Below are 25,976 nucleotides of genomic sequence, written 5' to 3'. Positions count from 1 at the left end.
TGTGGGAGCGGGCTTGCTCGCGAATGCGGTGTGTCAGTTGACGGATAGGTTGCCTGACACGCAGCCTTCGCGAGCAAGCCCGCTCCCACAGGGAATCATCGTCGAATCAGGCTACGCGCTCATCACCAGGGCTGCGCTCGAAATAGCGCTTGTACTCACGACTGAACTGCGACGTACTCTGATACCCCACCCGATGCGCCACCTGCGCCACGCCCAGCCCTTCGGCCACCAGCAACGTCTGCGCCTTGAGCAACCGCAAGCGCTTCAGATACTGCACTGGCGACAACAGCGTGCTGCGCTTGAAGTGCTCATGGAACGACGAAACACTCATGTTGGCGCAACCGGCCAATGTCTCGACATTCAGCGGTTCGGTGTAATGCGCATGCAGATGGCTGATCGACGCCGCCACCCGGGCAAACTGCCCCTGCTGTTCCACCAGCGCGCGCAACACATCGGCCTGCGGCCCACGCAGCGCGGTGAATAACAATTCACGCACCCGCGCCGGCCCGAGAATCTGCCGCTCCAGCGGATCATGCAGGCAACGCAGCAAGCGTTCGACACAGCCGCGCATGTCATCGTCGAGCACCACCGAGGTCATCGATTCCGGAGTCTGTGCCGGAATGTGCCGCCCCGGCGCCAGCCCCATGGCCAGCACCAGCTCGCCGAGCAACACCCGGTCAATCGCTACCGACACGCCGAGCAACGGCGCATCCGGCAAGGCAAAGGTTTCGCACTCGAACGGCACCGGCAGCGCCTGAATCAGGTAATGCCCGGCGCCATACTCCATGGTGCGCGGGCCGAGAAACGCCAGTTTGCTGCCCTGAGCGATGATCATCAGGCTCGGCTCATAAATGTGCGGGCCACGCGCCACGTCGCAACTGGCGCGCAACACCTGCACGCCGGGCAGCCCGGTCTGGCTGTAACCATCGCGAAGCGCCAGCGGCTCGATCAGCGAAACCAGGGTGGCATTGGCATCAAGGTGACGGGTCAACTGCATCGGAGGGATCTTCAAAAAAGTCACGGAAAAAGGCATGCAAGCATCATCGCAGATCCTTTTGCCAATGCGCTTGCCCAGACCTGCATGCCGGAGGATTAGGCATGAGACCCGGAGGAATCGTCATGGCCGCAGCAGCAGACGGCGCCCAAAATGCGCCACCTCACCTGTCACTGCTTCTGCGAGGTTCCTCATGTACACCGCTATCGGTTATGCCGCCCAATCGGCCACCACTCCCCTCGCCCCGATGAAATTCGAACGCCGCAGCCCACGCGCTGACGACGTGGCGATCGAGATCCTCTACTGCGGCGTCTGCCACTCAGACATCCACCAGGCCCGCAACGAATGGGGCATCGCCGTTTATCCGTTGATGCCTGGCCATGAGATCGTCGGCAAAGTCACCGCCGTTGGTGCGAACGTCACTCAACATAAAGTCGGCGATCTGGTCGGTGTCGGCTGCATGGTCGACTCGTGCCGCACCTGCGCCGCCTGCCAGCAGAACCTCGAGCAATACTGTCTCGAGGGCCCGACCATGACTTACGCCACCCCGGACCGGGTCGATGGCAGCAACACCATGGGCGGCTATTCGGACAGCATCGTCGTCAGCGAGCACTTCGTCGTGCGCATCCCTGAAAAGCTGGATCTGGCCAGCGCTGCGCCGATTCTCTGTGCCGGCATCACCACCTACTCGCCGCTCAAGCACTACGGGGTCAAGGCCGGCGACAAGGTCGGGATTCTCGGCATGGGCGGCCTCGGCCACATGGGCATCAAGTTCGCCAAGGCGCTGGGCGCGGAAGTGACGCTGTTCACCCGTTCGGCGAGCAAGGCCGAGGAAGGTCGTCGGCAGGGCGCCGATCATGTGATCGTCTCCACCGATGCCGAACAGATGGCTGCCGCTGCAGGCCGGTTCGACTTCCTGCTGGACACCATTCCGGTGCAGCACGACCTCAACCCGTACCTGCAAACCCTGCGCTTTGATGGCGTGCATATCCTGGTCGGCCTGATCGAACCGATCGACCCGCCGGTGCATGCTGCCAACCTGGTGCTGGGCCGCCGCGTGCTGGCCGGTTCGCTGATCGGCGGCATCGCCGAAACCCAGGAAGTGCTGGATTTCTGCGCCGAACACAACATCACCTGCGACATCGAAATGCTCGACATCCGCCAGATCAACGAGGCTTACGCGCGGATGATCGCCGGTGACGTGAAGTATCGCTTCGTGATCGACATGGCGACGCTGAAGCTTTAAACCTTCAGACCGAGTTCTGCCGAGAGCCGGGCTGTGACCCCTTTGATCAGGGGAATCAGCTCGGCCATTTTTTCCAGCGGCATGTACGGCACGGTGCTGGCGATGCTGATCGCCGCCACAATCCGCTTGCTCGCATCGCGAATCGGCGCCGCCACGCAGCGGATCGACGGTTCGTTGTCTTCCAGATCGAAGGCGTAGCCACCGGCCACGTACTCGGTCATGCGCTGTTCGAGCTGTTCCCACGACTGCTGCGGATGCTGCGGCCAGAACTGACTTTTCCCACCCGCCGGCAGGCTGATGTCGTACAGCCGCTGCCAATCCTGCGGCGAATCATCGAGCATCAACGCCTTGCCGATCCCGGTGCGCGCCAGCGGCATCCGGTGGCCGACCCGCGACCGCATTTCCGGGCCGTTACGCCCCGGATTCTTCAGCAGATACAACACCTCATCGCCTTCACGAATGCCCAGGTGCACGGTGTCGCCGGTCAACGCCGACAACTCGTCCAGGTACGGTCCGGCCAGACTCACCAGCGGCAACTCTTCGCGCGCCTGAAACCCCAGCTCGATCAGCTTCGGCCCCAGCAGATAGCCGATTTGCGGCACCACGCGCAGGTAGCGCTCGTCGACCAGGCAACTGGCCAGACGATGGGTGGTGCTGCGCGTGGTGCCGATCAGCCGGGCGATCTCTTTCAGATCGCGGGCGCCACTGGCCACCGCCTGCACCACACCCAGTCCGCGAAGCAGGGTCTGGGTGCCGGTGGGCGCGGCGTCCTTGGTTTTTTCCGGGGCGTCTTCCTGCATATCCAGCCTTTACCGTTGAGCGAGGGAACGGGCGGCATTATGGTCGCCCGACGCAGACGACTACAACTCGATACGCTCGACCTTGCCTACCAGCAGCACGTAGGACAATGCACCGATCAGCGCCAGAACCGCGATGTAGGTGATCGCCGGAGCGAACGAATCACCGCTGGCGAGGAAACCGATGACAATCGGCGTGGCAATCGCCGACAGGTTGCCGATGAAGTTGAACACCCCACCGGTCAAGCCGAGCAAACGCGCCGGAGCCAGGGTCGAGACCAGCGACCAGGTGATCGAGGCCAGGCCGTTGCCGAAAAACGCCAGCGCCAGGAAGGCAATCACCAGCGGTGTCGATTCAACGAAATTGGCGCCGATGATCGAAGTGGAAATCAACAGTCCGCCAATGATCGGCAACTTGCGCGCGAAGCCCACGCTGCAGCCACGGCGGATCAACAGGTCGGAAAAGAACCCCGAGCACAGCACGCCGACAAAAGCCGCGAGAAACGGCAGCGAGGCCAACAGGCCGGACTTGATGAAGTCCATGCCGCGATATTTCACCAGATAAGTCGGGAACCACGTCAGGAAGAACCACAGCGTCGAGTTCAGGCAGAACTGGCCGAGGTAGATGCCCCACAACTTGCGTTTGCTCAGGACAATGCCGAGATCGGTCCAGCTGAACGAGGCCTTGGCGGTTTGCGCTTGAATATCCACCAGTCCGCCGCCCTCGCGGATCAGATCGATTTCCGCGTCGTTGGCACCTTTGAAATCACGCGGTTCGCGATACACCGCGTACCAGATGGCCGCCCAGATAATGCCCGCCACACCGGTCGCGACAAACACCATGTGCCAGCCGAACTCATGTTGCAGCCAGGCCAGCACCGGAGTCAGAAACGCCAGGCCGACAAACTGCCCGGAGGTGTAGAAGCCAATCGCCGTGGCCCGCTCACGCTCGGGAAACCAGGTGGTCACCACGCGGCTGTTGATCGGATAGGCCGGTGCTTCCAGCGCACCGACCGCCATGCGCAAGACGAACAGCGCAATGAAACTCGCGGCAAAACCGAGCAGCACCGTGGCCAGTGACCACAGCAGCAGCGCGACGCTATACAAAATGCGCGGCGGTACCCGATCCACCAGCCAGCCACCGGGGATCTGCATCGCGGCGTAGGTCCAGCCAAACGCGGAGAAAATCAGCCCGACGTGAACCGGATCAATGGCCAGCTCGCTGGTCAGCGCGGGCGCGGCAATCGACAGGTTGCTGCGGTCGAGGTAGTTGATGACCACGGTGATGAACAGCAACACCATGATGAAAAACCGCTTGCGGCTAGGCGTGACTAAAGACGCCTGCCCGGTGAGGGTTTGCGTTGGCATGGGGGGGTGCCTCTTTTTATGATTATTTGAGGTCATTGACGCAAATCTCCCGTCCATGGAGATCAACACTGTGGGAGGGGGCTTGCTCCCGAATGCGGGGTATCAGTCGACATCTCTCCAGCTGACATGCCGCATTCGGGAGCAAGCCCCCTCCCACAAGGATTTGTGGTGAGTCAGAAGGGACTCACCACTCGGCAAAACTGCCATCGGCATGGCGCCAGATCGGGTTGCGCCAGCGGTGGCCGACCGCCGCGCGTTCGATCACGTATTCCTCATTGATCTCGATGCCCAGCCCCGGCCCGTTCGGAATCTTCACGAAGCCCTGGTCGTAGTCGAACACCCGTGGATCCTTCACATAATCGAGCAAGTCGTTGCTCTCGTTGTAGTGAATGCCCAGGCTCTGCTCCTGAATAAATGCGTTGTAGCAAACCGCATCCAGCTGCAGGCACGCCGCCAGCGCAATCGGCCCCAATGGGCAATGCAGCGCCAGCGCCACGTCGTAGGCTTCGGCCATGTTGGCGATCTTGCGGGTCTCGGTGATACCGCCGGCATGCGAGGCATCCGGCTGGATGATGTCGACGTAGCCTTCGCTCAGCACCCGCTTGAAATCCCAGCGCGAGAACAGCCGCTCGCCAAGGGCAATCGGCGTGCTGGTCAACGGTGCCAGCTCTTTCAGCGCTTCGTAGTTTTCGCTGAGCACCGGCTCTTCGATGAACATCAGTTTGTACGGATCGAGTTCCTTCATCAGCACCTTGGCCATGGGTTTGTGCACCCGGCCATGGAAGTCGACGCCGATACCGACGTTCGGCCCGACCGCATCGCGCACAGCGGCGACGTTGGCCAGGGCCAGATCGACTTTCTCGAAGGAGTCGAGGAACTGCAGCTCTTCGGTGCCGTTCATTTTCACGGCGGTAAAACCGCGGCTCACCGCCTCTTTCGCGGCGCGTGCGGTGTCGGCCGGACGGTCGCCACCGATCCACGAATACACACGAATCTTGTCGCGCACCTGACCGCCGAGCAGATCGCTGACCGACACGCCGAGTGCCTTGCCCTTGATGTCCCACAGCGCCTGATCGATACCGGCCAGCGCACTCATGTGGATCGCGCCGCCGCGGTAGAAGCCGCCGCGGTACAGCACGGTCCAGATGTCCTCGATGTTGCGTGGGTCTTTGCCGATCAGGTAGTCGGACAATTCTTCAACGGCAGCGGCGACGGTGTGCGCGCGGCCTTCAACCACAGGCTCGCCCCAACCGGTCACACCCTCATCGGTTTCGACCTTGAGGAAGCACCAGCGCGGCGGGACGATGAAGGTGGTGAGTTTGGTGATTTTCATCTTCTTGTCTCTCTTATAGATGCGCCAGAAAGGTTAGCGAAGGGCTTTCCAGGCGGCGACGTAAGCCTTGGCATTGACGGCAACTTGCTCAACGCTCATGCCCGGTTTGAACAGTCCGGAACCGAGGCCGAAACCTTTCACGCCAGCGTCGATGAACGCTTGCATGTTGTCCGGGGTGATCCCGCCGACCGGCGCCAGCACCGTCCCGGACGGCAACACCGCGAGCCACGCCTTGACCACCGCCGGGCTCATCTGCTCGGCCGGGAACAGCTTGAGAATGTCCGCGCCCTCCTCCAGCGCCGCGAACGCTTCGGTCGGTGTCGCGACACCCGGCGACAGGTACAGCCCCGCCGCTTTCGCCGCACGCAGCACCTTGGCGTCGCTATGCGGCATGACGATCACCTGGCCGCCGGCCTCTTTCACCAACTCGACCTGCTCCGGGGTCAGCACCGTGCCGGCACCGATCAGGCAATCGGCGGGCAAGGTCTGACGCAGGATGCGGATACTTTCGTACGGCGACGGGGAATTGAGCGGTACTTCGATGACGCGAAATCCGGCTGCATACAGGACTTCTCCGACCGCAGCGGCTTCCTGCGGATGCAGGCCACGGAGGATCGCGATCAGACCGTTTTGTGCCAGTGCTTGCTTGAGCATGTCAGGCCTCCAGTCAGGGTTAACGGGATGAGGAATCGAGCAGTCCGGCGGCCAGCGCCAGTTGCCACAGACCGCGCTCGGTGGCCTGCTCGGCCAGCGTGACCCGGGCGAAACCGCAGGCATCGAGGGCCCGGCCGTAGCGGGCGCAGAGTTGCGCGTTGCCGATGAGGACGATCGAAGGCAGATGCACGCTGTTGCGTCGGCGGCGCTGAGCCGTGGCGAGTGCCGCGAGTTCATGGCCGATCAACAGGCCGGACAAATAGTCAGGTTGTGCACTGGCGTCGAGTTCGCCGGTCAGGCCCAGCGTGCGGGCACTGAACAGCGTCGAGAGCACGCCCAGCTCCCCGTCCGCCGACAGCGCCACTTGCACGCCACGATCAAACGCCGGGCCATCGAAAGCCGCGCCGTGCTGTTGGGTACGACCCAGAATGCTGTGATGACTGAGCACAGCGAACACTTCGCCGGTCATGAAGGTGTCGAAATGAGTGATGCGGCCCTCGACCACCTCCACCCACTTGGAGTGGCTACCCGGCAGACCGATCAACAGATCGCCGCCCGCCTCGGCCGGCAGGTTCTGCAGTACGCCGAGGACCTGAGTTTCTTCGCCGCGCATCACATTGGGCAGACGCGAACGCTGGATCACCCCCGGCACGATATGTACCCGCGTGCCGCGCAGACTGACCAGTGTTTGTAAGGAATTTCCGAGATTGGCGACGTTCGCCGGCGTCTCGCAGTAGGCCGCTTCGCGCCAGCCCTGGGCGCTGCCGACCATCCCGCAGGCGATCACTGGCAGATCCGGCTGCGCATCGAGCCAGTCGCCGCACGCCTCTTCGAAGGCCAGTTCAAAGCCGTCGGCGCATTCACCACCGTGGATGACTCGCGGCGTCTTCGGTAACTGCATGATCCCGGACGACAGCGCACGCTGCTCCAGCACCACCCCGCCCGCCGCGAGTTTATAAGCACGTAATGAGGTCGTCCCCCAGTCGAGCGCGATCAATTGCGCCTGCATCGCTTCACCTGTTTTGTTTTTGGCAGTGAGTGCGACGGACTATAGACCTTTCAAGCGCGAAATCTCAATATGTAATTTTGCATCCCATATTTTGGGACTAAATAAGTCCATTTTGTCCAACGCTGAACGACGTCCGTTTAGGTGCAGGCAGGACGACACGTTAAAAAACCAGCAATCAGTAGCAGCCGGAATCCTCTCAGCCCCATCAATCGCGCTTCTCTTGAATCGCACGCACGATGTCAGTTGCTGGGATGAGCATTGACTTCGAATAATATCCACCGAATGAATAAGCAGAAGTGAACACCTTACAAGAGATGACATTACGCTGACCTAATACCTGCAATAATTCACTGGCAGGCATAAAAATATTTGATACGCCCTCATCCTCTTTTTTAAACGAGGACAATTTGGCCATATAAATATGCTCCGCTTTAGATCCAGAACTATCAAGCTCAACAAAATCCCCCACCAAATACTGAGTCAACTTGTCAAAATCCTTAAACTCGACATCCTTATCCAGCGAGCAGAACAAAGACTCGCCCAACTGACTTTCCCCGGTCACATCCTGAAAAAAATTCAACAGATCGGTTTTCGAACCAAACTTAATACCTAAAGATGAGTGATCATCTCCACCACTGACAGAAATCAAGTCAATATCAATGACCGGAAGAACCGGTTGCTTAGTGCAAGAACTGCACAGCAGCAGTGTCAGAAAAACAAACAACGACTTCATTTCGAAGATTCCAAATATTGACTCAAACGTTCATACACAATATCGCAAGCCGATTTACCACCCTGTAGCGTAGCGCCAAACATGACACCTGCCTGACGATGGTTGGCGTCTACCGCTTCGTTGATAGCTGGCCCAGATGTCATAACCCAACGCTCGCCCATGCTTGCAACGTTATCAGATGAATCCGTCACCTTGGGCGAAGCCAATACATTGACCCAATAATCTGCCGAGGGCTTCGGTGTCGTGAAATATATATCAGACACCATCCAGACACCTGTGCCACCGCCAACAGGATCAAGCGTTACCAATACCTTTACGGTGTAACCGCGCTCTTTCAAAATCGAAGTCAGATGTGCACCATTCCAACCACCCAAACTATGACCTACAACGACAATATAGACCGACTTATCACCTTTCAAAGGACGCTCGACGTACTTTTTAATATCTTTTTCACCGCGAACGTCTTTGTAACTTATGTATGGCAGATTCACCTCAACTTTCTGCTCATTAGTAAGACGCTTCTCTAACTGCTTCCATGCATTCATCACATTATGATGCGGCGGCTCATTTTGATAGTACTCTTCCTTATCCCCAGCACCGCCAATAAAAAACACTGCAACCTTTTTTACTTTAACCGCAGCCTGTTTTACGCTCTGATCAGTCTTGCAGGTCAACTCATGACCAGCCACTTCAGTTTTACAATCGTTGAGTGCGGGATTTTCGACTTCCATTTCGATCACTCTACGAACAGTTTAATAGTTTCGGCCAAATGCGAACTGACCATATGGGTAAAGCCCTGTTCATCGGTGATGCCATGCTCAACACGCCCATCGCCTCGCTGAATCGCATAAGGGTGGTCGGGAATAGGTTCGCCCGTGGCTTCATTAACGACCTGCATCCGATCATTGAAATGCACCGGCATCGGCAACAACCCACTAAACGCTGCCCCTCCGCCACTTTGTCCAATAATCACCGTGCCCGAACCACCGACCACGACATTGCCGTGGCCACCGGTGCTGTCGAGGGTTGCGGCGTTCAGGCCGTTGATGAATACGGTGCCGGAAACAGCGCCGGTGATCGGGCTGCCACAGGCTGATTTGTCGGTCATGCGCGCGGCGGCGAGGCCGTCGAAGAAGACGTCGGGCGAGCCGGAAACGATCGGGTTGGTGCCATGGCCTGGCAATGGGCAGGCGGTCGGGTCGGTGACGCGGGCGGCGGGTTTACCACTCAATTCAAAGCTCCTTGCTTCAGAGGTTCCGGGTGCGGCTGATGGATGTCGATGTCGGTCGCGGCGAAGCGCCAGCGGTTGTCGACAGGGTCGAACAGTGCGTGGCAGTGCTCACGGCTGTCGGGGGATGTGGCAGTTTGCAGATGTCGCCAGGCTTGGTCGGTTTGCCAGGCCAGTTCGGCCGGCGCGGCGTCGTCGAGCTCGTTGAGCCAGGCGTTGTAATTGCGCAGTTGATTACGCTCGTAAGCCGTTTGCAGCAGATCGGCCATTTGCACGCCGAGGTCCAGATGATGTTCGGCGGTCCACTGGCCGATCTCGGAATAGACGTACCAGCCCATCGGCATCAACGCGCCGTCCTTGAGCAACGAATGGCTGGCGGGGGCGACGAAACCGCAACAGATGTGCAGCGTCAGCCAGCCCTGATGCGCGTCGATAAACGCATTCGGCTCGAAGTGGCGTAACGCGATCACACGGTAGTCACCCAGGCCGGCGCTGCGTGTCATGAGTTCGGCGTCGAGCCGCGACACAAACGCACGAATGGCTTTGCCGCCCGTGCGATTGACGATGCACAGGATGTCTACCGGTTGACGCTGAGGGTTGTCAGAGCAGCCTGAGTTTTTCACCAGGCCATACAGGCGCATTGACGCCCGCAGTCCGCTCATCGCCGCTCACTCAGAGACGCAGCGAAGGCTCCACGGGCGTGGAGAAGTTTTGCCAGAAGCATTGCAGGTGTCGTCCGTGAGCGCGCAAAAATGGCGCGTAGAATGCCGGACTAGAGCGGTGGCGGCAATCACTTCAGCATCGGATTGCCATCATCTCCTCAGCCTTCGGCAAATTCGCGCAACACCTTGCCATCCATGCGATAGCGCACCCACTCTTCCTGCGGTTGCGCGCCGAGGGATTTGTAGAACTCGATGGCCGGGGTGTTCCAGTCCAGCACGCTCCATTCGAAGCGCCCGCAGTCATTGGCACAGGCGATTTTCGCCAGATGCCGCAGCAGGGTTTTGCCGGCGCCGCCGCCGCGTTGTTCGGGGGTGATGTAGAGGTCTTCGAGGTACAGGCAGTTGCTGCCGAGCCACGTCGAGTAACTGAAGAAGAACACCGCAAAACCGATCGGCACACCGTCACGCAGGCAGATCAGGCCGTGGGCGGTAGCGCCCTCGCTGAACAGGCTGCGCTCGATGTCGGTGACACTCGCAATGACTTCGTGGCGGGCCTTTTCGAAATCTGCCAGTTCGGTGATGAAGGCGAGGATTTGCGGTGCATCGCTGGGGGTCGCCGGGCGGATTTCGATCGTCATGGACGGGCCTTGTCGGAAATGGAAAACGCCATACTAAGGCCCTGGACGGCGCTCGTCACATGGCAACACAGAGAATATCCTGCTCCGCTAATGCAATGTTGGAGCGGGCTTGCTCGCGAAAGCGGTCTGACAGACAACAATGATGGTGACTGGATTGATGCCTTCGCGAGCAAGCCCGCTCCCACAGGGAACTTCGACAATCTGAAAGGATGCTCATGAACACTGAGATTTTTGTGCCCGTGGAGGCGCTCGCAGCAGCACTGCTGCCCCACGCCCTCGAACCCGGCGACGACGGCGCCCACGACCTCGCCCACCTGCAACGGGTCTGGCACACCGCGCGCACCTTGCAGGCTGAGGAAGGTGGCGACCTGGAAGTGTTGCTCGCCGCCGTGCTGCTGCACGACTGCGTGTCCGTGGAAAAAAACTCGCCGCTGCGCTCGCAGGCTTCGCGTCTCGCCGCAGAAAAAGCCGCCAACGTGCTGGCCGATCTGGATTGGCCCGAAAGCAAAATCAGCGCCGTCACCCACGCCATCGAAGCCCACAGTTTTTCCGCCAACATCACCCCGCTGACCCTCGAAGCGAAACTGGTTCAGGACGCCGACCGTCTCGACTCGCTGGGCATGCTCGGCGTTGCGCGCACCTTCTACGTCGCCGGGCGCATGGGCAGTGCGTTGTATGACCCTGTCGACCCCGAAGCCAAAGCACGCGACTACGACGACACGCGCTTTTGCCTCGACCACTTCCAGACCAAACTGCTGCACCTGGCCGATGGTTTCCAGACCGCTGCCGGTCAGCGTCTGGCACAGGTCCGGCATCAGCGCCTGAAGGGTTTCATGGAGCAGTTCAAGGAAGAAATCGGCCTCGACTGACAGTCCTGTGTCTCGACCGTTCGTCGTTCATCAGGCACCAATCCGATTCAAGGGCAGACCAACAACAGGTAAGGATTCCAATCACTGGAGAAGCCCTATGATCTCGTCAAGGTTGACTGCCCTCGTATTCAGCGCCCTGCTCTGCCCAGCGGTGTTCGCCGCGTCCACCACCGCAGCGGGCACAGGCCCCACCGACCCGGTTCCACCGCCACGCGCGCCCGCCATCAACAGTGCCCCCGGCATGAACACCGATGGCTCGGGCGTGCCGTTGATCAACCAGCCACCCGCCACCGGCACCGATCCGCGCACCCAAGGCAGTGATCCCGGTCGCCAGGGCGGCATGAATACGCCAGATTCCCCTGCTACGCCTGACAATTCGGGCGCTGGAATCGGCTCCAAAACCACCACCGGTGGATCGGGCTCCGAAGGGTCCGGCCAGTAGTTCGCCGACGCGAGCGTCCTATTCACATCCATGAAGAGGTAACCATGAACGTCGATAAAAACCTGGAAAAAGAAGTCCTCACCCGTCTGCTGCATGCCCATCCGAGCGGACTGGGCAAAGAGGTGCTGGACAACTATCGCGGTGAGAAAGTCGTGGCCAGCGCCCTCGCCTCCCTGCAGGATCGCGGACTGATCCACCATGGTCATGTGACCTGCAACGAGGCCGGCGAACACTCGTTGAATCTGCCGATCAAGCTAAGTGCGGCTGGAGTTGAAGCGGCGAGAAAGCTCGAAAGCTGACGGTAGATCCGCAAGCAGTTGAGTGCTGTAGGAGCTGCTGCAGGATGTGATCTTTCAAGAGCAACAGATTGCAGCCTGCGGCAGCGCCTACAGGGGACTTGTGAGCGACGCGAATCCCATGTGGGAGCGAGCTTGCTCGCGAAGGCGGTAGATCAATCGCCGCAGGACTCACTGATAAACGCGTCCACCTCGGCAGCCCCTGGCGCTGTCGCCGGCCCCCAACGCGTCACCGCCAAAGCCGCCGCCGCATTCGCCCGCCGCGCCGCCTCGTGCGCGTTCAAACCCTGCGCCAATCCGGCGACAAACACCCCGGCATGGGCATCACCCGCCCCGTTGCTGTCCAGCGCTTTCACGGCAAATCCCGGCACATGCCGACGCTCGCCACGCTGCTGAATCCAGCAGCCCTGCGGCCCGTCGCGCACCACCATCAGTACATCCTTCGGCAGATGATCCGCTAACCGGTCCAGCGCTTGAGCAATGTCAGTCGCCTCGGTAAAGCGCAGCGCTTCGACGCTGTTGCTGGTCCACACATCGATGCGCGGCAGCAGCGCCTGGATCAACGCTGAGTCCGGCGACTCGACCAACGGCCCCGGATCGAACACCACGTTGATCGCCTGCGGCAGCGCCAGCGTCCATTCCAGCAGGGCTTGCGCCTTGCCTGCATGCAGCAGGCTGTAACCGCTGACGTAGACATAATCGCCCGCCTCGGCGGCCACGCTGTTCAGGTCGTCTTGCGTCACCTCGCCTTCGGCGCCGATGTAGGAAATGAAACTGCGTTCGGCCGATGAGTCGGTCAGCGCCACACACAATCCAGTGTCGCGCTGCGCAGCTTGTTCGATGCCGATGTGGATGCCTTCAGCGGTCATCGCCTGGCGCGCCAGATCACCAAAACGCCCGGTGCCGTGGCGACCAAGATAGACCACTGGCAAACCATTGCGCACGGCTGCGGCCATCACGTTGAAACCGCCGCCAGCCTCAAAAGCGGCAGATTGCGCCAGCACATCACCACCGATTTGCGGCAACTGATCCACGGCCATGACCAGGTCGATGATGACCTGGCCGGTGTGCAGCATCTTAGGCATGAGCATTCTCGACTTGCGCGGCGCGACGATCTTTTGCCCCGCCAAGAACCCAGTAAATGCCACCGGCCACCACGAAGGTCACGATCCAGCCGAGGCCGTTGTGGCCCAGCCACGAGTCGGACAAAAAGCCCTTGAACCAGACGTTCTCGGCCGTGGTGCCGATGGTGGTAAAGCTGAAGCCGAGCACGATGGCAATCGCCCACGCGCTGAACGCGCGCCACTCGATGCCGCCGCGATACCAATAGGCGCTGCTCGGGCTGACGTCGAGCAGGTCTTTGGGGCTGTAGTAGTGACGATGAAGCAGGTCAACGACGAAGATCCCGACCCACGCGGTGATCGGCACCGCCAGCAGCGAAATGAAGGTGATGAACGGGCCGTAGAAGCTGTCGGCAATCAGCATGAAGTAGATCGAACCGGCGAAGATCGCCACGATGTCGACCACTACCGCGTAGACGCGTTTGACCTTCAGGCCGAGGGTCAGCGTGGTCAAACCGGCGGAGTACACCGAGAGGTTGTTCGACAGCAGCAGGCCACCGAATGCGGTGATCAGGTACGGCACGGCCATCCACGTCGGCAGCATGTCGCGGATGGCCACGATCGGATCAGTCGCCGAGGCGAGATCGTTGTTGCCCACCGACAGCAGGCCGCCGAGGGTGATCAGCAACACCAGCGGAATCCCCGCGCCGAACGCCGCCGAAGCGACCAGCCGCACAGCCTTGACGCTGCGGTGCTGATAGCGCGACATGTCGGCGCCGGCGTTGGCCCAGCCGATCCCGGTGCCGGCGGCCATAGTGCCGATGCCGATGATCATCGCGCTCATCGGCGCAGGGGTGGCGTTGAACACCGCGCTCCAGTCGATGGTGGCGCAGAGGAAGCCGCCAACCAGAATGTTCAACGCACCGAACACGTAGGTCGCCCACTTCTGGATCACCAGCAAGGTGGCGTGGCCGAGGCCGGAAACCGACAGGGTCAGCAGCACGAAAATCGCGATGAAAATCAGCGTGAGCAGCGGCGCGCTTTTCGCTTCCACCGGGGAGCCGAACAGGATCGAGCACAACGACAGCAACACGAACGCGGCGGTGGTGGTGTTGACGGTTTCCCAGCCCAGCCGCGACATCAGCGAGACCAGCGTCGGACCGATGTTGCCGCGTACGCCGAAGATCGCCCGCGACAGGGTCAGGCTCGGCGCGCGGCCACGGCGGCCGGCAATCGAGATGATCCCGACCACCGCGAATGAACCGGCGGCGCCGACAATCGCGACGATGATCGCCTGCCAGATCGCCAGCCCGCGAAACGCCACCAGCGTGGCACCCAGCGGCAGACCGAGAATGGAAATGTTGGCGGCGAACCAGACCCAGAACAGTTGCAGCGGATGACCGTTGCACTCGGCTTCCGGTACCGGCTCGATACCGCGGGTTTCCAGCTGCCCGGCGCTTGGCCCGGCGTTTGATGAACTCATGAACAGTGCTCCTGTTTGCCTTTATTGTGGTTGTGGCAATGACTCAATAAAACTTGCTTTTGTGGCGAGGGAGCTTGCTCCCGCTCGGCTGCGAAGCAGTCGTAAATCCAAACAATGGGGTATGTCTGACACAGTGTGTCGGCAGGGTTTGGGGCCGCTTCGCAGCCCAGCGGGAGCAAGCTCCCTCGCCACAGTTATGTGGTCAACGCAAGGCCAACAGCCCCTGCACCAACGGTTCAAGCTCCAGATGATTGACCGCTTTGACCGTGGCAATCATCGGTGCCGGCCAGCTCTCGAGACCCAGGCAGGCCCCGAGCATGGCGCCAAGAATCGCTCCGATGGTGTCGGTGTCGCCGCCAAGACTGGCGGCCATGCACAACGCATCGAATGCGCTCATCTCGCCGACCGCCACTTGCTGCGCCAGGGCGAACGACACCACCACCGACTCCTGCGATGCCACCGAAGTGCCGATCACGTCGTACAGCAGATCCGCCAGCAGTGCCTTGTCACTGTCGACGCTGATGGTTCGCGCCCAACTGATGCGCGAAGCAATACGTCCACCGGCGACCCAGTGCCCGTGTGCCTCGGCCTGTTGCGCAATCTGCTGGCCGAGGTTCAGCGCCTCGCCCAGGTCCATACCGTTGATCCCGGCCGAGACCACCGCCGCCACCGCCGCCGCGCTGGAAATTCCCAGTGTGGTGTTGTGCGTGACCTGACAGGCCTGGACCACGGCCTCGATGAAACGCTCGGGATCGGCGACGTCTGCCGCGATGCCCACCGGAGTAATGCGCATGGCCGCGCCGTTGGTGGTGCCGTAACGCCCGGCCTCCTCCGGCGAGTGACCGGCGAGGATCATTTCAATGGCGCGTTTGGTCGATGGCCCGAGCAGGTCCTGCGAACCCTTGGCCTGCATCTCGGCTTCCCACTCGATCAATCGTTGAGCGAGGACTGCCGGTTCGATCCGGCCCTTGCCTTCAATCAGCAACTCGCCGACCAGAATCGCCTGTTCGGTGTCATCGGTGATCGAACCCTTGGGCATGTTGGCGGCGATCGGTTGCAGAGGACCGGCGTCCTGCAGATCAGTGATTTTGCCGAAGCGGGTCCTGATCGTTTCGCGGTTCAGCGATTGCGTCGGCATGCCCAGCGCATCACCGAGGGCCAGGCCATAAAACGCACCGAGGGCACGGTTGAGCGCGGTCATTTCGATTCTCCAAATTGCAGGTGCAGGCGGAAATGCACCGGGTCGAGCAGGCTTTCGACCTGCTCCATGAAACGGTTCTGCCGGTCGTAGGTGGTACGCAGGGCTTTGAGGAAAACGGTACCGACCGGGCGCCCGAGCAGTTCGGCGTCTTCGGCATTCAGCGGTTCGGCGCCGATCCACTGATCACCGCGTTCGCCGATGTAGCCGTAGGCGGCCAGGGTGATGGTCAGCGAGTTGTCGATCAAACCAACGCGCGGCAGGCTTTCCAGGCCTCCGGTCGCCGGCATCAAAGAGCGTTCGAGGGACACCAGCGTGCCATCGTTGGAACGACGGCGGCGGTCGAGGGTGATGAATTGCTCGGTGCCGAAGCGCGAGAGCAGATCGGGCCGGGTCACGGCTTCCAGACGCAGCACTTCGGTGTTGATCAACGCCCCGCTGTCGGCCAGCGCCTGCGCCCAGCCGCTGCGCTGATCGAGCACCACACCGTCAAACGTGACGATCGAGCCGACCCCGCTTTGCGTGGCGATGTAATTACGCCGCTTCAACTCGGCCAGCGCTTCGCGCAACGTGCCACGGCTGACGTTGAATTCCTGAGCCAACTGATGCTCGCCGGGCAACAGAAAGCCGTCCTCCATGAGGCCGCTTTCGATGCGCCGGACGAGTTCGTCGACCACCCGTTGTTTCTTGTCAAATCGTACCTGTCTAATCATGTACAAAGTGATAACCGAAACGGGCGCGGACGAGCAAGGGAAATTTGCGGGGGCAGACAGAAGGCGGGGGATGACGCAGTCCATTGTGGGAGCGGGCTTGCTCGCGAATGCGGAGTGTCAGTCAACATTTTCGGCGACTGATACACCGCATTCGCGAGCAAGCCCGCTCCCACAGGGGAATTGTGATTACCGTTGTTTGAGGCGGTCGATGACCACCGCCAGCAGCAGAATCGAACCGCGAATCACATACTGATAAAACGTATCGATGTTCTTCAGGTTCATCGCATTCTCGATGATCGCCAGAATCAGCACCCCGGCAATCACATGGCGGATCATGCCGATCCCGCCGCTCAGCGACACGCCGCCGAGCACACACGCCGAGATCACCGTCAGCTCGAATCCCTGGCCAATCATCGGCTGCCCGGAGGTCATGCGCGACGCCAGAATCACCCCGGCCAGCGCACCGATCACGCCGTGCACGGCGAAGATGATGATCTTTGTCCGGTCAACGTTGACGCCGGCGAGCAACGCCGCTTCCTGGTTGCCACCGATGGCCATGGTGTTGCGCCCATAGGTGGTGTAGTTCAGCAGCCAGCCGAAAAACAGGAAGCAGACGATGGTGATCAGGATCGGCACCGGCACGCCGAACAACTGGCCGTTGCCGAACACGAAGAACGATTCCTGCGACACACCTACCGCTTTGCCGTTGGCAAAAATGTAGGCCAGGCCACGGACGATCTGCATGGTCGCCAGTGTGGTGATCAGCGCATTGACCCGCAGCTTGGCAATCACGATGCCGTTAATCAGCCCGACAATCAGGCCCATCACCAGCGCTGCGCTGACGCCGAGGAACACGCTGTTGGTGTCGCGCATCACCACCGCCGCAACCACCCCGGCGCAGGCGATCACCGAGCCCACCGACAGGTCGAAATGCCCCGACGCCAGGCAATACAGCATGGTGCACGCGGCAATGCCGGTGGTGGAAATCGCCAGCCCCAGCCCGCGCATGTTCAGCGGCGAAAGGAAGTTGTCGATCAGCAAGGTGCAAGCGAGGAAGATGCCGATGGCCGCCAGCAGCATGACCCAGTCATCGAGGAAGCGCCGCAGGTCCAGCGGTTTGCGGGGGGTCGGCAACGCCTTGTTTTGGATGGTCATCATGTTCACCTCTCAGTTCGCCACGCCGTCAGCGCGATGGCGCGGCAAAGCCAGTTGCAGCAGGTTGGATTCATTGGCCTGGTCGCGGCTGACTTCGCCGCGCAGCGCGCCTTCGCAGAGCACCAGAATGCGGTCGGAAATGCCCATGACTTCCATCAGGTCGCTGGACACCACGATCACCGAAATGCCATCGGCGGCCAGGTTATGGATGATCTGGTAGATCTCGGCCTTGGCGCCGATGTCGATGCCGCGAGTCGGCTCGTCGAGCAGCAGGACCTTCATCGGCATCGACAGCCAGCGACCGAGAATCGCCTTCTGCTGATTGCCGCCGGACAGGAATTTGATCTGCTGCCCGGCGTGCGGGGTTTTGACTTTCAGCGCCTTGATCTGCTTGTCGGCGTTGCCCTTCTCCCACAGTCCGCGCAGCAGGCAGCCGAGGCTGGCATTGGCGCCGCGCGCGCTGATGTTGATGTTCTCGGCGACGCTGGCCAGCGGGATGATCCCCTCCTTTTTGCGGTCCTCGGGGCACAGCAGAATCCCGGCGGCAATCGCGTCGCGCGGTGAGCGCAATTTCAATTCATGACCGCGCAATTCGAGGCGTCCGGCGGTGTTGCGCTCCAGCCCGCTGAGCAAGCGAAACAGCTCGGTGCGCCCAGCCCCGACCAGACCGAACAGGCCGAGAATCTCGCCCTTGTGCGCCTCGAAACTCACCGGCTCACGCAGCCCCGGGCCGAGCAAACCATCGACCTTCAACGCCACCGCGCCGCGTGGACGGCTGCGGTAATCGTAGATGTCTTGAATGTCGCGGCCGACCATGCAGGTCACCAGTTGATCGTGGGTCAACTGGCTCATGTCATCGAAGGTGCGCACGTAACGGCCGTCCTTGAACACCGTCACCGCGTCGCAAATGCGGAACACTTCTTCCATGCGATGCGAGACGTAGAGCACCACTTTGCCCTCATCGCGCAGGCGACTGATGATCGCCATCAAACGGTCGATTTCGCGCGCCGAGAGGCTGCTGGTCGGCTCATCGAAGGCGATCACATGCGCGCCACGGGACAGCGCCTTGGCAATTTCCACCAATTGCCGCTGACCGAGCGACAGGCGCCCAACCTTGGTCTGCGGATCGATTTCATCGGCCAGGCCCTTGAGGCAGTCCAGGGCATTCTGGCGCAGCAGGCCGCGATTGATCAGGCCGAAACTGGCCGGTAGATGGCCGAGAAACAGGTTCTCGGCCACGGTCATTTCCGGCACCAGGTGCAGCTCCTGGTGGATCACCGCGACGCCGCCGCCAATGCTGTCGGCCGTCGACTTGAACGCCATGGTCTGCTCGCCGATCTGCAACTCGCCACTGCTGGGGATGTAGGCGCCGCCAAGGATTTTCAGCAGAGTCGATTTGCCGGCACCGTTCTCGCCCATCAAGGCGTGCACCTGCCCCGGGTGAGCGACGAAGCTGATGGCGTCCAGCGCCTTGACCCCGGGGAAGGTCTTGCCGATTCCGTTGAAGCGCAGGCTGCCGCCGGCGCTGCTTGCATGTGTCTGTACTTGCGCGTGCATCTGAGTCACCTCTTCACACCGATCGAGCAGCCATCAATTCCACAGGCCGATTTTTTCCAGCTCTTGCTTGAAGTTCTCGCGGGTGATCAGGGTGACGTCGTCCATCGCCGTGTACTTCGGCGGCTCTTTGCCGGTGGTGACCCACTCGTACATCATCTCGGCGGTCTTGTAGCCTTCGATGTGCGGGCTAGGCAGCATCGAACCGAAGAAACCGCTGTTGGGCTTTTTCAGCTCGCCGATGGCGTCGGTGCCATTGATGCCGATGCCAATCACGTTGGCCGCAGCGAACCCGGCGGCTTCGGTAGCGCGTACGCCGCCGAGCACGGTGTTGTCGTTCATGCCGCCGATGATCAGGTTCTTCGCCGCACTGGGCAGCTTGACCAGCGCCGAGTTGGTGGCGTCCATGCTGCCCGGCACGTCGAGAGTTTTCAGCGCGGCGGTCAGGATGTGGTCTTTCGGCAGGCCGGCATCTTCAAGCGCCTTCATCGAACCGTCGGTGCGCTTCTTGCCGGTGTCGAGTTCGTTGTAGGTATTGACCACCGCGTAGGTGTCTTTCCAGTCCCAGTTGCGCTTCTTCGCCTCGGCGACCATCGCGTTGCCCTGCTTCTGGCCGACTTCGAACGCCGCCATGCCGAGGTACGGCACGTCTTCCATGAACTTGCCGTTGGCGTCGACGAAGCGGTCGTCCACGGCAATCACTTTGAGGTCATTGAGTTTGGCTTTGGCCATGATCGCCGGGCCGAGCGAGACGTCCGGCGGGCAGATCACGAAGCCTTTCGCGCCGTTGGCCGCAAGACTGTCGATGGCCGAGAGGGTTTTCTCGCCGTCCGGCACGGCGATCTTGATCAGTTCGAAGCCTTTGTCCTTGGCGGCTTTTTCAGCGAAGGCCCACTCGGTCTGGAACCACGGCTCTTCTGCCTGCTTGACCAGAAAACCGATTTTCACGGTGTCGGCAGCCAGCAGCGAGCTGCTCAGGCTGAACGCGGTGACCGCCAGCGCGGCACTGCACAGGGTACGAATCCCGAAACGACGTTTCATAAGCTGACTCCTTGTTATTTTTTTTGAGCAAATTAAACAGTTTGTGGCGTGACACGTACTGCTGCACAGCCTGTTGAAAATAGTCATATCGTATGATGATTGGATTTCAGACGGAGTTCATCGCCTGAAACCGAATTCATTCAGTCGTGGTACATCACCGAGCGCCCACCATCGATGGTGATGCACGAGGCGTTGATGAACGGCGCTTCATCGCTGGCCAGGAACACGGCGGTCATCGCCACTTCCATTGGCTGGCCGATGCGTTTCGGCGGGTGCAGATCGAATGCGCGCTGACGCTCGGCGTGCGGATCGGCAAAGCCGTTCCAGTAATCAACGTTCAGTTGTGTCTCGATGTAGCCCGGGGCAATAGCGTTGACCCGAACGCCCTTCGGCGCGTATTCGATGCCCAGCGCCCGGGTCAGTCCGAGCAAGCCGTGCTTGGCCACCGGGTACGGGAAGCAACCGGGAATGATGTGGCTGGAATGGGTCGAGGCAATATTGATGATACTGCCGACGCCCTGCTCGATCATCTGCGGCAGCACGGCTTTGCAACCGTACCAGGCGCCGTCCAGGTCGATGGCGAAGCAGCGATGCCAGTCTTCTTCGGTCATTTGCAGCGGATCGCGGAACACGTTGACCCCGGCGCAGTTGACCAGCACGTCGATGCGTCCGTGCAGCTCGATCGCCAGTCTGGCCATGGCGTGCAGGTCTTGCTGACGCGAAACGTCGGCCTTGATCGCCTGCACGTCGTAGCCCTTGTCGCGCCAGTGGGCGGCAACCTTCTCGACTTTCTCCGCCTGAATATCGCTGATCACCAGTCTGGCCTGCTGCGAGGCGAAGGTGGCAACGATGGCTTCGCCGATGCCTTGAGCGGCGCCGGTCAGCAGCACGACTTTGTTTTTCAGGCGCTCACCCTTCGGCGGCTCGGCCACCGGCGGCAAGGAAAGAGGTTCAGCCATGGATCATGACTCCTGTTCGTCAGCACAAAAAAACCGGGCATCTGCCGATGTCCGGTCTGGAAGACTGTGAAAACAAAACAGGCAGGCGCGGCGAGCGACGCTGGGCCGTTGCGAGACGCTGACTCCGCTGAGGAGTGCGATAGAGATTCGCTGCATCACTTCACCTGTTTTGTTCTTTTTAAGTGTGAGTGCGTGTTACTGCTGGAACCGACTATAAACCCGACCGCCGAATAATCTCAATATATAATTTTGCATCCCATATTATGGGATTTAACCCGCGAACCGCGTGCAGAGTTTGCCCGGCACGTCGACCCGCATCGACAGCACCGCGCCATCCAGTGGATGGTTGTGCGGACTCTGAGCACTGGTGATGTACAGGGTTTTCAGGTCTTCACCGCCGAATACACAACTGGTCGGCCGGCTGACGGGCAGATCGATTGTGCGCTCGACCTTGCCCTCCGGGCTCAGGCGCAGCAGGCAGTTGCCATCCCAGCGGGCGTTCCACACATAACCTTCGGCGTCCATCGCCGAACCGTCCGGGCCGCCCTGCCCGTCTGCGCCGTACCAGGCCTCGGGGCTGCCGAGATTGCCGTCGGTGTGAATGAAATAGCGATTGAGCGCCCCGTCGAGGCTGTCGCCGAACAGCAGCGTGGTGCCGTCATCGCTCCATAGCAGGGTGTTGGGAATCCCCAGACCGCGCAGCAATGGCGTGACGCGCTGATCGGGATCGATACGAAACAGGCCACCGGAGCGACGCACGATTGGCAGGTCTTCGCCATTTTCGCCGATGTTGTTCTGCATGGTGCCAAGCCACAGCCGGCCCAGTGCATCGCAGCGCGCCTCGTTGGCCCGATTGCCCGGTTGCGGGTCGGCGATGCAGAACAGCGTCAGGCGCGGTTCGAGGCCGGGGGAATCGAGATCAAGGCGATACACGCCGCTGCTCAGGGTCACCAGCGCATCGCCGCTGGCACACGGAATGAACGCCGAAACGTGCTCGGGCATCTGCCAGATCTGCACATTGTTGCCGATCAGCCGCAGCGCTTGCTGGCCGGCGATATCGACCCAGTACAGCGCCTGGGTGGGAGCGTCCCAGAATGGCCCTTCACCGAGCTTGGCGCGGTGTTGGGTTACGGCGGTCAACGGCATATTGAATCCTTCATGTTGTTGTTTTAACTGTAGGAGTGAGCCTGCTCGCGATAGCGGTGGGTCAGTGACGACGATTGTGACTGACCCACCGTTGTCGCGAGCCGGCTCACTCCTACAGGGGGATTTGTGTTTTCAGCTGGCTTTTTTGTCGGCCATCACCTGCGGGTAAAAGCGTTTGATCGCCAGGTCGGCGTTGTCGATCAGGGTCATGCAGGCCCACACCCCGCGCGCGGCATCGCGGGTGGCGATGGCGTCGGCCATGTCCTTGTGGATCGGTAATGTGCGGCGCAGTTCGTCGGGGTCGGCAGCGGAGACTTCAAACGACACGGCGAGCAAGGCGCCGAGGGCCGGGACCATTTGCTCGATGAACTGGTTGTGACTGGCCGCCAGAATGCATTCGTGGAAGGACTGGTCGGCGCGGTTGTAATCGATGCCGCTGTCGACAGCCCGCTCCAGCGCGTTGTAGGCCAGTTGCACGGCCTGAATCTGCTCAAGCGTGGCGCGCTCGCAGGCCCAGCGCACGGCCATTGGTTCGATGGTGCGGCGCAGGTCGAGCAGGTCATCGACGAAGTTTTCCGGCAGACCGTTGCGCGACAGCCAGCCGACGACTTGCGGATCGAACAGATTCCAGCGCCGCACCGGCAACACGCGGGTACCGACTTTCGGCCCGACTTCGAGCATGCCTTTGGCGACGAGGGTCTTGATCGCTTCGCGGATCACGGTGCGGCTGACACCGAGCTGCTCGCCCAGATCTGCCTCGACCTTGATCGCCTGCCCCGGCTTGACCTGGCCGGCGGCAATCCAGCTGCCCAGCCAATCGACCGTTGATGCATGAAAGCTGCTGGACATGGAGACCTCAAAGCGGGTGGCGATGGGTGTCCACGCTAATGATCATATGATTGGGAGTCAAATCAGATTTTGCGGATGTACATAGATCAATGTGGGAGGGGGCTTGCTCCCGAAGGCAATGCATCAGTCACTGCATAGGGTGACTGTCACACCGCCTTCGGGAGCAAGCCCCCTCCCACATTCGATTCATTGTCAGGGTTCGAGGCCGATGCGGAAGAACTCGCCGCCGCTCCACACACCCAGCCAACGTTGCCCGTCGATTTCACGACTGACCGCCAGCTCCACCAGTTGGTAAAACACATTGCGGTGAATCAGCGCTTCGAGGTTGCTGCGCACATGCACATAAGGCGCGGGCTCTTGAGTCGCCGGATCGATCTCGACGCGGATCGGATGTTCCGGCCCGGCCTCGGCGGTCTCCTCGACGTTGGTGGTGAAGCGCAGTACCTGCGCTTCGCCCTCGCCTTCGACTTCCACGGCAATCGCCACGAACGGCGCATCGTCGACTTTGATCCCGACCTTTTCGACTGGGGTAATCAGGAAGTAATCATCGCCGTCGCGGCGGATGATGGTGGAGAACAGCTTGACCATCGGCTTGCGCCCGATCGGCGTGCCCAGGTAATACCAGGTGCCGTCGCGGGCGATGCGCATGTCGATGTCGCCGCAGAAGTCCGGGTTCCACAAGTGCACCGGCGGCAAGCCTTTGGTTTTGGGGATCTGTCCCAACAGGTCATTGGCTTTTTGCGGGCCACTCATGGCGTACTCCTTGGGTTTATTGGTCGCTGATCCCCAGCAGGCTGCGCGCGTATTGCGCCAGCGGCGGGCCGATCAGGTCTTCAGGCTTGTTGTCGTGGAACGTCAGTAAACCGCCACGACTCTTGATCCGTGCAGTATCAATCAAATACTGGGTGCTGGTCTCGATCAACATGATCTGAATCACGCCGCTGTCGATGCCCAGGCGATCCACGGCTTCCTGATCGAGCCACTCATCGGAGTTGCCGATGCGGTCGTCAGACCTGGCGAAACGGGTGTACAGCAGGTAGTGGGCGCCAGCATCGCGAGCTTCGCCCAACGCCTGATCGAGGCCTTCCGGTGCACGGGCACGGCGAACCATCGGGAAGTATTCGACAAACCCCTTGAAGGCCTCTTCGGCCACTACGTTCGGCCGCGGGTAGGAACCACCCGGCGGCGCGAATGCACCCTGGGCGATGTAGATGAATGAGTCCGGCTGAATGCGGAAGTTGTTCACCCGCCGGCTGTCGCTGTGATCCAGCAGCCCCGCGTCGCTCATCTGATAGCGAGTGCCTTCGGCCATATCGCTGACAGTCATACAGCCGCCAAGCGCCAAAACGGCCAGCAGCAAAACCAGGCTACGCATCCTCATCCTCCAGAAGCCGGTGACGGAAAACCGGCGAATGGCCGTTGGATGCAGCTTTTGCGCCAGCTCAGGATCTTCGTCGAATGATGAATCGATTTCGCGAGCAGGCTCGCTCCCACAGGATTACGCAAAACCCTGTGGGAGCGAGCCTGCTCGCGAAAAGAGGAATCAGCCGCCGATGATCTTCATGACGGTCGCGCCACCGGAGAACGCCACTTCCTGCTTGTCGCCCAACGCCTTGACCAGCAGACGCTGCAACGCCGGCAACGCCTGATGACGTGGCTTGTCGAGCAGATCGCCGACATAGTGGCGGTTGCTCGACGACAGGCAGCCATGCAGCCAACCGGTCGAGGACAGACGCAGACGCGAACAGGTGCGGCAGAACGGCACGCTTTCGTTGGCGATTACACCGAAATGGCCCAGCCCCGGGATCGCGTAGCGCACAGCCGTGGCATCCACCGGCGCATCGGCCTGGGCGTACTCGTAGCGCTCGCCAATCAGGCTCAGCAGTTGCTGCAGGCTGACGAACTGTTGCAGGAATGCGTTGGAGTCGGTGGCGAGGTGACCCATGCGCATCAACTCGATGAAGCGCAACTCGTAGCCGCGCTCCAGGCAGTAATCGAGCAGCGGCATCACCTGATCCAGGTTCTGCCCGCGCAACGGCACCATGTTGACCTTGATCTTCATCCCTGCGGCTTTTGCCTGGTCCATGCCATCGAGTACGGTCGCCAGATCGCCGCCACGGGCGATGCTGCGGAAGGCGCCGGCATCCAGGGTATCGAGGGACACGTTGATCCGGCGCAGCCCGGCATCCATCAGCAGCGGCAGTTTTTTCGCGAGGAGTTGACCGTTGGTGGTCAGGCTGATGTCTTCCAGACCCATCTTGCCGACGGCGCTCATGAAAGATTCGAGTTTGGGGCTGACCAGCGGCTCGCCACCGGTGATGCGCAAGCGTTCGATGCCGGCGGCTTCGATCAGATAAGCCACGCCACGGGCCATGGCCTCGGCCGACAGTTCATCCTGCGCAGCCACCAACCGCTTGCCGTTGGGCACGCAGTAGGTACAGGCGTAATTGCAGGCTGAGGTCAGGCTGATGCGCAAATTGCGAAAACGCCTGCCTTGACGGTCAACGATCATGATCACTCCGGCGATAGAAAATCGAGCGGCTAAAAC

At 60.9% G+C, this 25,976-nt stretch carries 28 protein-coding genes; 4 read left to right on the top strand and 24 right to left on the bottom strand.

Annotated features, from left to right (window positions below):
- Positions 1–106 precede the first annotated feature (106 nt).
- The gene (locus tag JFU48_RS15640; RefSeq protein ID WP_003226986.1) at positions 107–997 is read right to left on the bottom strand and encodes an AraC family transcriptional regulator; all 891 of its coding nucleotides are present in this window, start codon (positions 995–997) and stop codon (positions 107–109) included.
- Between the two features lie 190 nt (positions 998–1,187).
- Here JFU48_RS15640 and JFU48_RS15635 point away from each other — a divergent pair, with 190 nt between their 5' ends.
- Positions 1,188–2,240, top strand: coding sequence for an NAD(P)-dependent alcohol dehydrogenase (locus JFU48_RS15635; protein WP_103484714.1), 1,053 nt, complete (start codon positions 1,188–1,190; stop codon positions 2,238–2,240).
- On the opposite strand, the gene JFU48_RS15630 is transcribed toward JFU48_RS15635, so the two are convergent.
- The 10 genes from JFU48_RS15630 to JFU48_RS15585 form a co-directional block, all read right to left on the bottom strand.
- Positions 2,237–3,040 (bottom strand): IclR family transcriptional regulator, encoded by an 804-nt coding sequence (locus tag JFU48_RS15630; protein WP_045122581.1) that lies wholly within the window; start codon positions 3,038–3,040, stop codon positions 2,237–2,239. The genes JFU48_RS15635 and JFU48_RS15630 overlap by 4 nt on opposite strands.
- Positions 3,041–3,100: 60 nt before the next feature.
- Positions 3,101–4,405, bottom strand: coding sequence for an MFS transporter (locus JFU48_RS15625; RefSeq protein ID WP_201136889.1), 1,305 nt, complete (start codon positions 4,403–4,405; stop codon positions 3,101–3,103).
- Between the two features lie 184 nt (positions 4,406–4,589).
- Entirely contained in the window at positions 4,590–5,738 is a 1,149-nt protein-coding gene (gene dgoD / locus JFU48_RS15620; RefSeq protein WP_003226991.1) for a galactonate dehydratase, read from the bottom strand.
- Between the two features lie 33 nt (positions 5,739–5,771).
- Positions 5,772–6,392, bottom strand: a complete 621-nt coding sequence (locus JFU48_RS15615) for a 2-dehydro-3-deoxy-6-phosphogalactonate aldolase (RefSeq protein ID WP_003226992.1) — start codon at positions 6,390–6,392, stop codon at positions 5,772–5,774.
- 19 nt (positions 6,393–6,411) lie between these two features.
- Positions 6,412–7,401: a 2-dehydro-3-deoxygalactonokinase gene (locus tag JFU48_RS15610; RefSeq protein WP_201136888.1), complete on the bottom strand. Its 990-nt coding sequence runs from the start codon at positions 7,399–7,401 to the stop codon at positions 6,412–6,414.
- A 205-nt stretch (positions 7,402–7,606) separates the two neighbouring features.
- The gene (locus tag JFU48_RS15605; protein ID WP_098965000.1) at positions 7,607–8,134 is read right to left on the bottom strand and encodes a hypothetical protein; all 528 of its coding nucleotides are present in this window, start codon (positions 8,132–8,134) and stop codon (positions 7,607–7,609) included.
- Positions 8,131–8,865 carry a hypothetical protein gene (locus JFU48_RS15600; RefSeq protein WP_098965002.1) on the bottom strand — a complete coding sequence of 245 codons (735 nt, stop codon included), beginning with the start codon at positions 8,863–8,865 and terminating at the stop codon, positions 8,131–8,133. The genes JFU48_RS15605 and JFU48_RS15600 overlap by 4 nt, the downstream gene beginning before the upstream one ends.
- 5 nt (positions 8,866–8,870) lie before the next feature.
- The gene (locus JFU48_RS15595) at positions 8,871–9,365 is read right to left on the bottom strand and encodes a PAAR domain-containing protein (RefSeq protein WP_103484718.1); all 495 of its coding nucleotides are present in this window, start codon (positions 9,363–9,365) and stop codon (positions 8,871–8,873) included.
- Positions 9,362–10,024 carry a hypothetical protein gene (locus JFU48_RS15590; protein WP_098965004.1) on the bottom strand — a complete coding sequence of 221 codons (663 nt, stop codon included), beginning with the start codon at positions 10,022–10,024 and terminating at the stop codon, positions 9,362–9,364. The genes JFU48_RS15595 and JFU48_RS15590 overlap by 4 nt, the downstream gene beginning before the upstream one ends.
- A gap of 158 nt (positions 10,025–10,182) precedes the next feature.
- The gene (locus tag JFU48_RS15585; protein ID WP_003226995.1) at positions 10,183–10,662 is read right to left on the bottom strand and encodes a GNAT family N-acetyltransferase; all 480 of its coding nucleotides are present in this window, start codon (positions 10,660–10,662) and stop codon (positions 10,183–10,185) included.
- 215 nt (positions 10,663–10,877) lie between these two features.
- On the opposite strand from JFU48_RS15585, the gene JFU48_RS15580 reads away from it, so the two are divergent.
- From JFU48_RS15580 to JFU48_RS15570, 3 genes are all read left to right on the top strand, one after another.
- On the top strand, positions 10,878–11,531 hold the full coding sequence (locus tag JFU48_RS15580; protein ID WP_201136887.1) for an HD domain-containing protein: 654 nt from the start codon (positions 10,878–10,880) through the stop codon (positions 11,529–11,531).
- A gap of 97 nt (positions 11,532–11,628) precedes the next feature.
- Positions 11,629–11,973 carry a hypothetical protein gene (locus JFU48_RS15575; RefSeq protein WP_003227000.1) on the top strand — a complete coding sequence of 115 codons (345 nt, stop codon included), beginning with the start codon at positions 11,629–11,631 and terminating at the stop codon, positions 11,971–11,973.
- A gap of 44 nt (positions 11,974–12,017) precedes the next feature.
- Entirely contained in the window at positions 12,018–12,272 is a 255-nt protein-coding gene (locus tag JFU48_RS15570; RefSeq protein WP_103484720.1) for a hypothetical protein, read from the top strand.
- 152 nt (positions 12,273–12,424) lie between these two features.
- On the opposite strand, the gene JFU48_RS15565 is transcribed toward JFU48_RS15570, so the two are convergent.
- From JFU48_RS15565 to JFU48_RS15505, 13 genes are all read right to left on the bottom strand, one after another.
- On the bottom strand, positions 12,425–13,354 hold the full coding sequence (locus JFU48_RS15565; protein WP_201136886.1) for a PfkB family carbohydrate kinase: 930 nt from the start codon (positions 13,352–13,354) through the stop codon (positions 12,425–12,427).
- A complete protein-coding gene (locus JFU48_RS15560) occupies positions 13,347–14,813 on the bottom strand; it encodes a purine-cytosine permease family protein (protein ID WP_201136885.1) in 1,467 nt (488 codons plus the stop codon). The genes JFU48_RS15565 and JFU48_RS15560 overlap by 8 nt, the downstream gene beginning before the upstream one ends.
- 202 nt (positions 14,814–15,015) lie before the next feature.
- Entirely contained in the window at positions 15,016–16,014 is a 999-nt protein-coding gene (locus tag JFU48_RS15555) for an ADP-ribosylglycohydrolase family protein (RefSeq protein WP_201136884.1), read from the bottom strand.
- Positions 16,011–16,724, bottom strand: a complete 714-nt coding sequence (locus JFU48_RS15550) for a GntR family transcriptional regulator (RefSeq protein WP_045122582.1) — start codon at positions 16,722–16,724, stop codon at positions 16,011–16,013. Before JFU48_RS15550 ends, JFU48_RS15555 begins: the two co-directional genes overlap by 4 nt.
- Positions 16,725–16,910: 186 nt before the next feature.
- Positions 16,911–17,879, bottom strand: a complete 969-nt coding sequence (gene araH, locus JFU48_RS15545) for an L-arabinose ABC transporter permease AraH (protein ID WP_045122821.1) — start codon at positions 17,877–17,879, stop codon at positions 16,911–16,913.
- Between the two features lie 12 nt (positions 17,880–17,891).
- Positions 17,892–19,436, bottom strand: coding sequence for an L-arabinose ABC transporter ATP-binding protein AraG (gene araG, locus JFU48_RS15540; protein ID WP_201136883.1), 1,545 nt, complete (start codon positions 19,434–19,436; stop codon positions 17,892–17,894).
- Between the two features lie 33 nt (positions 19,437–19,469).
- The gene (locus tag JFU48_RS15535) at positions 19,470–20,474 is read right to left on the bottom strand and encodes a substrate-binding domain-containing protein (protein WP_103520734.1); all 1,005 of its coding nucleotides are present in this window, start codon (positions 20,472–20,474) and stop codon (positions 19,470–19,472) included.
- A gap of 140 nt (positions 20,475–20,614) precedes the next feature.
- Positions 20,615–21,433, bottom strand: coding sequence for an SDR family oxidoreductase (locus JFU48_RS15530; RefSeq protein WP_201136882.1), 819 nt, complete (start codon positions 21,431–21,433; stop codon positions 20,615–20,617).
- Positions 21,434–21,703: 270 nt separating this feature from the next.
- Positions 21,704–22,579 (bottom strand): SMP-30/gluconolactonase/LRE family protein, encoded by an 876-nt coding sequence (locus JFU48_RS15525; protein WP_201136881.1) that lies wholly within the window; start codon positions 22,577–22,579, stop codon positions 21,704–21,706.
- A 132-nt stretch (positions 22,580–22,711) separates the two neighbouring features.
- Positions 22,712–23,428 carry a FadR/GntR family transcriptional regulator gene (locus tag JFU48_RS15520; RefSeq protein ID WP_103484726.1) on the bottom strand — a complete coding sequence of 239 codons (717 nt, stop codon included), beginning with the start codon at positions 23,426–23,428 and terminating at the stop codon, positions 22,712–22,714.
- 192 nt (positions 23,429–23,620) lie between these two features.
- Entirely contained in the window at positions 23,621–24,181 is a 561-nt protein-coding gene (locus tag JFU48_RS15515; protein ID WP_003227023.1) for a DUF1285 domain-containing protein, read from the bottom strand.
- Between the two features lie 16 nt (positions 24,182–24,197).
- On the bottom strand, positions 24,198–24,803 hold the full coding sequence (locus JFU48_RS15510) for a DUF4823 domain-containing protein (RefSeq protein WP_003227024.1): 606 nt from the start codon (positions 24,801–24,803) through the stop codon (positions 24,198–24,200).
- Between the two features lie 168 nt (positions 24,804–24,971).
- Entirely contained in the window at positions 24,972–25,940 is a 969-nt protein-coding gene (locus JFU48_RS15505; protein ID WP_201136880.1) for a GTP 3',8-cyclase MoaA, read from the bottom strand.
- Positions 25,941–25,976: the final 36 nt, after the last annotated feature.

The organism is Pseudomonas sp. TH49 (assembly GCF_016650625.1).
Taxonomy (GTDB): domain Bacteria; phylum Pseudomonadota; class Gammaproteobacteria; order Pseudomonadales; family Pseudomonadaceae; genus Aquipseudomonas; species Aquipseudomonas fluorescens_H.
The sequence above is the reverse complement of the archived record's forward strand: the minus strand, read 5'-3'. Positions and strand labels throughout refer to the sequence as shown.

Coding starts and splice junctions, on each gene's coding strand:
- JFU48_RS15640 (WP_003226986.1), bottom strand. CDS start 997: ATGCAGTTGACCCGTCACCTTGATGCCAATGCCACCCTGGTTTCGCTG.
- JFU48_RS15635 (WP_103484714.1), top strand. CDS start 1,188: ATGTACACCGCTATCGGTTATGCCGCCCAATCGGCCACCACTCCCCTC.
- JFU48_RS15630 (WP_045122581.1), bottom strand. CDS start 3,040: ATGCAGGAAGACGCCCCGGAAAAAACCAAGGACGCCGCGCCCACCGGC.
- JFU48_RS15625 (WP_201136889.1), bottom strand. CDS start 4,405: ATGCCAACGCAAACCCTCACCGGGCAGGCGTCTTTAGTCACGCCTAGC.
- dgoD (WP_003226991.1), bottom strand. CDS start 5,738: ATGAAAATCACCAAACTCACCACCTTCATCGTCCCGCCGCGCTGGTGC.
- JFU48_RS15615 (WP_003226992.1), bottom strand. CDS start 6,392: ATGCTCAAGCAAGCACTGGCACAAAACGGTCTGATCGCGATCCTCCGT.
- JFU48_RS15610 (WP_201136888.1), bottom strand. CDS start 7,401: ATGCAGGCGCAATTGATCGCGCTCGACTGGGGGACGACCTCATTACGT.
- JFU48_RS15605 (WP_098965000.1), bottom strand. CDS start 8,134: ATGAAGTCGTTGTTTGTTTTTCTGACACTGCTGCTGTGCAGTTCTTGC.
- JFU48_RS15600 (WP_098965002.1), bottom strand. CDS start 8,865: ATGGAAGTCGAAAATCCCGCACTCAACGATTGTAAAACTGAAGTGGCT.
- JFU48_RS15590 (WP_098965004.1), bottom strand. CDS start 10,024: ATGAGCGGACTGCGGGCGTCAATGCGCCTGTATGGCCTGGTGAAAAAC.
- JFU48_RS15585 (WP_003226995.1), bottom strand. CDS start 10,662: ATGACGATCGAAATCCGCCCGGCGACCCCCAGCGATGCACCGCAAATC.
- JFU48_RS15580 (WP_201136887.1), top strand. CDS start 10,878: ATGAACACTGAGATTTTTGTGCCCGTGGAGGCGCTCGCAGCAGCACTG.
- JFU48_RS15575 (WP_003227000.1), top strand. CDS start 11,629: ATGATCTCGTCAAGGTTGACTGCCCTCGTATTCAGCGCCCTGCTCTGC.
- JFU48_RS15570 (WP_103484720.1), top strand. CDS start 12,018: ATGAACGTCGATAAAAACCTGGAAAAAGAAGTCCTCACCCGTCTGCTG.
- JFU48_RS15565 (WP_201136886.1), bottom strand. CDS start 13,354: ATGCCTAAGATGCTGCACACCGGCCAGGTCATCATCGACCTGGTCATG.
- JFU48_RS15560 (WP_201136885.1), bottom strand. CDS start 14,813: ATGAGTTCATCAAACGCCGGGCCAAGCGCCGGGCAGCTGGAAACCCGC.
- JFU48_RS15555 (WP_201136884.1), bottom strand. CDS start 16,014: ATGACCGCGCTCAACCGTGCCCTCGGTGCGTTTTATGGCCTGGCCCTC.
- JFU48_RS15550 (WP_045122582.1), bottom strand. CDS start 16,724: ATGATTAGACAGGTACGATTTGACAAGAAACAACGGGTGGTCGACGAA.
- araH (WP_045122821.1), bottom strand. CDS start 17,879: ATGACCATCCAAAACAAGGCGTTGCCGACCCCCCGCAAACCGCTGGAC.
- araG (WP_201136883.1), bottom strand. CDS start 19,436: ATGCACGCGCAAGTACAGACACATGCAAGCAGCGCCGGCGGCAGCCTG.
- JFU48_RS15535 (WP_103520734.1), bottom strand. CDS start 20,474: ATGAAACGTCGTTTCGGGATTCGTACCCTGTGCAGTGCCGCGCTGGCG.
- JFU48_RS15530 (WP_201136882.1), bottom strand. CDS start 21,433: ATGGCTGAACCTCTTTCCTTGCCGCCGGTGGCCGAGCCGCCGAAGGGT.
- JFU48_RS15525 (WP_201136881.1), bottom strand. CDS start 22,579: ATGCCGTTGACCGCCGTAACCCAACACCGCGCCAAGCTCGGTGAAGGG.
- JFU48_RS15520 (WP_103484726.1), bottom strand. CDS start 23,428: ATGTCCAGCAGCTTTCATGCATCAACGGTCGATTGGCTGGGCAGCTGG.
- JFU48_RS15515 (WP_003227023.1), bottom strand. CDS start 24,181: ATGAGTGGCCCGCAAAAAGCCAATGACCTGTTGGGACAGATCCCCAAA.
- JFU48_RS15510 (WP_003227024.1), bottom strand. CDS start 24,803: ATGCGTAGCCTGGTTTTGCTGCTGGCCGTTTTGGCGCTTGGCGGCTGT.
- JFU48_RS15505 (WP_201136880.1), bottom strand. CDS start 25,940: ATGATCGTTGACCGTCAAGGCAGGCGTTTTCGCAATTTGCGCATCAGC.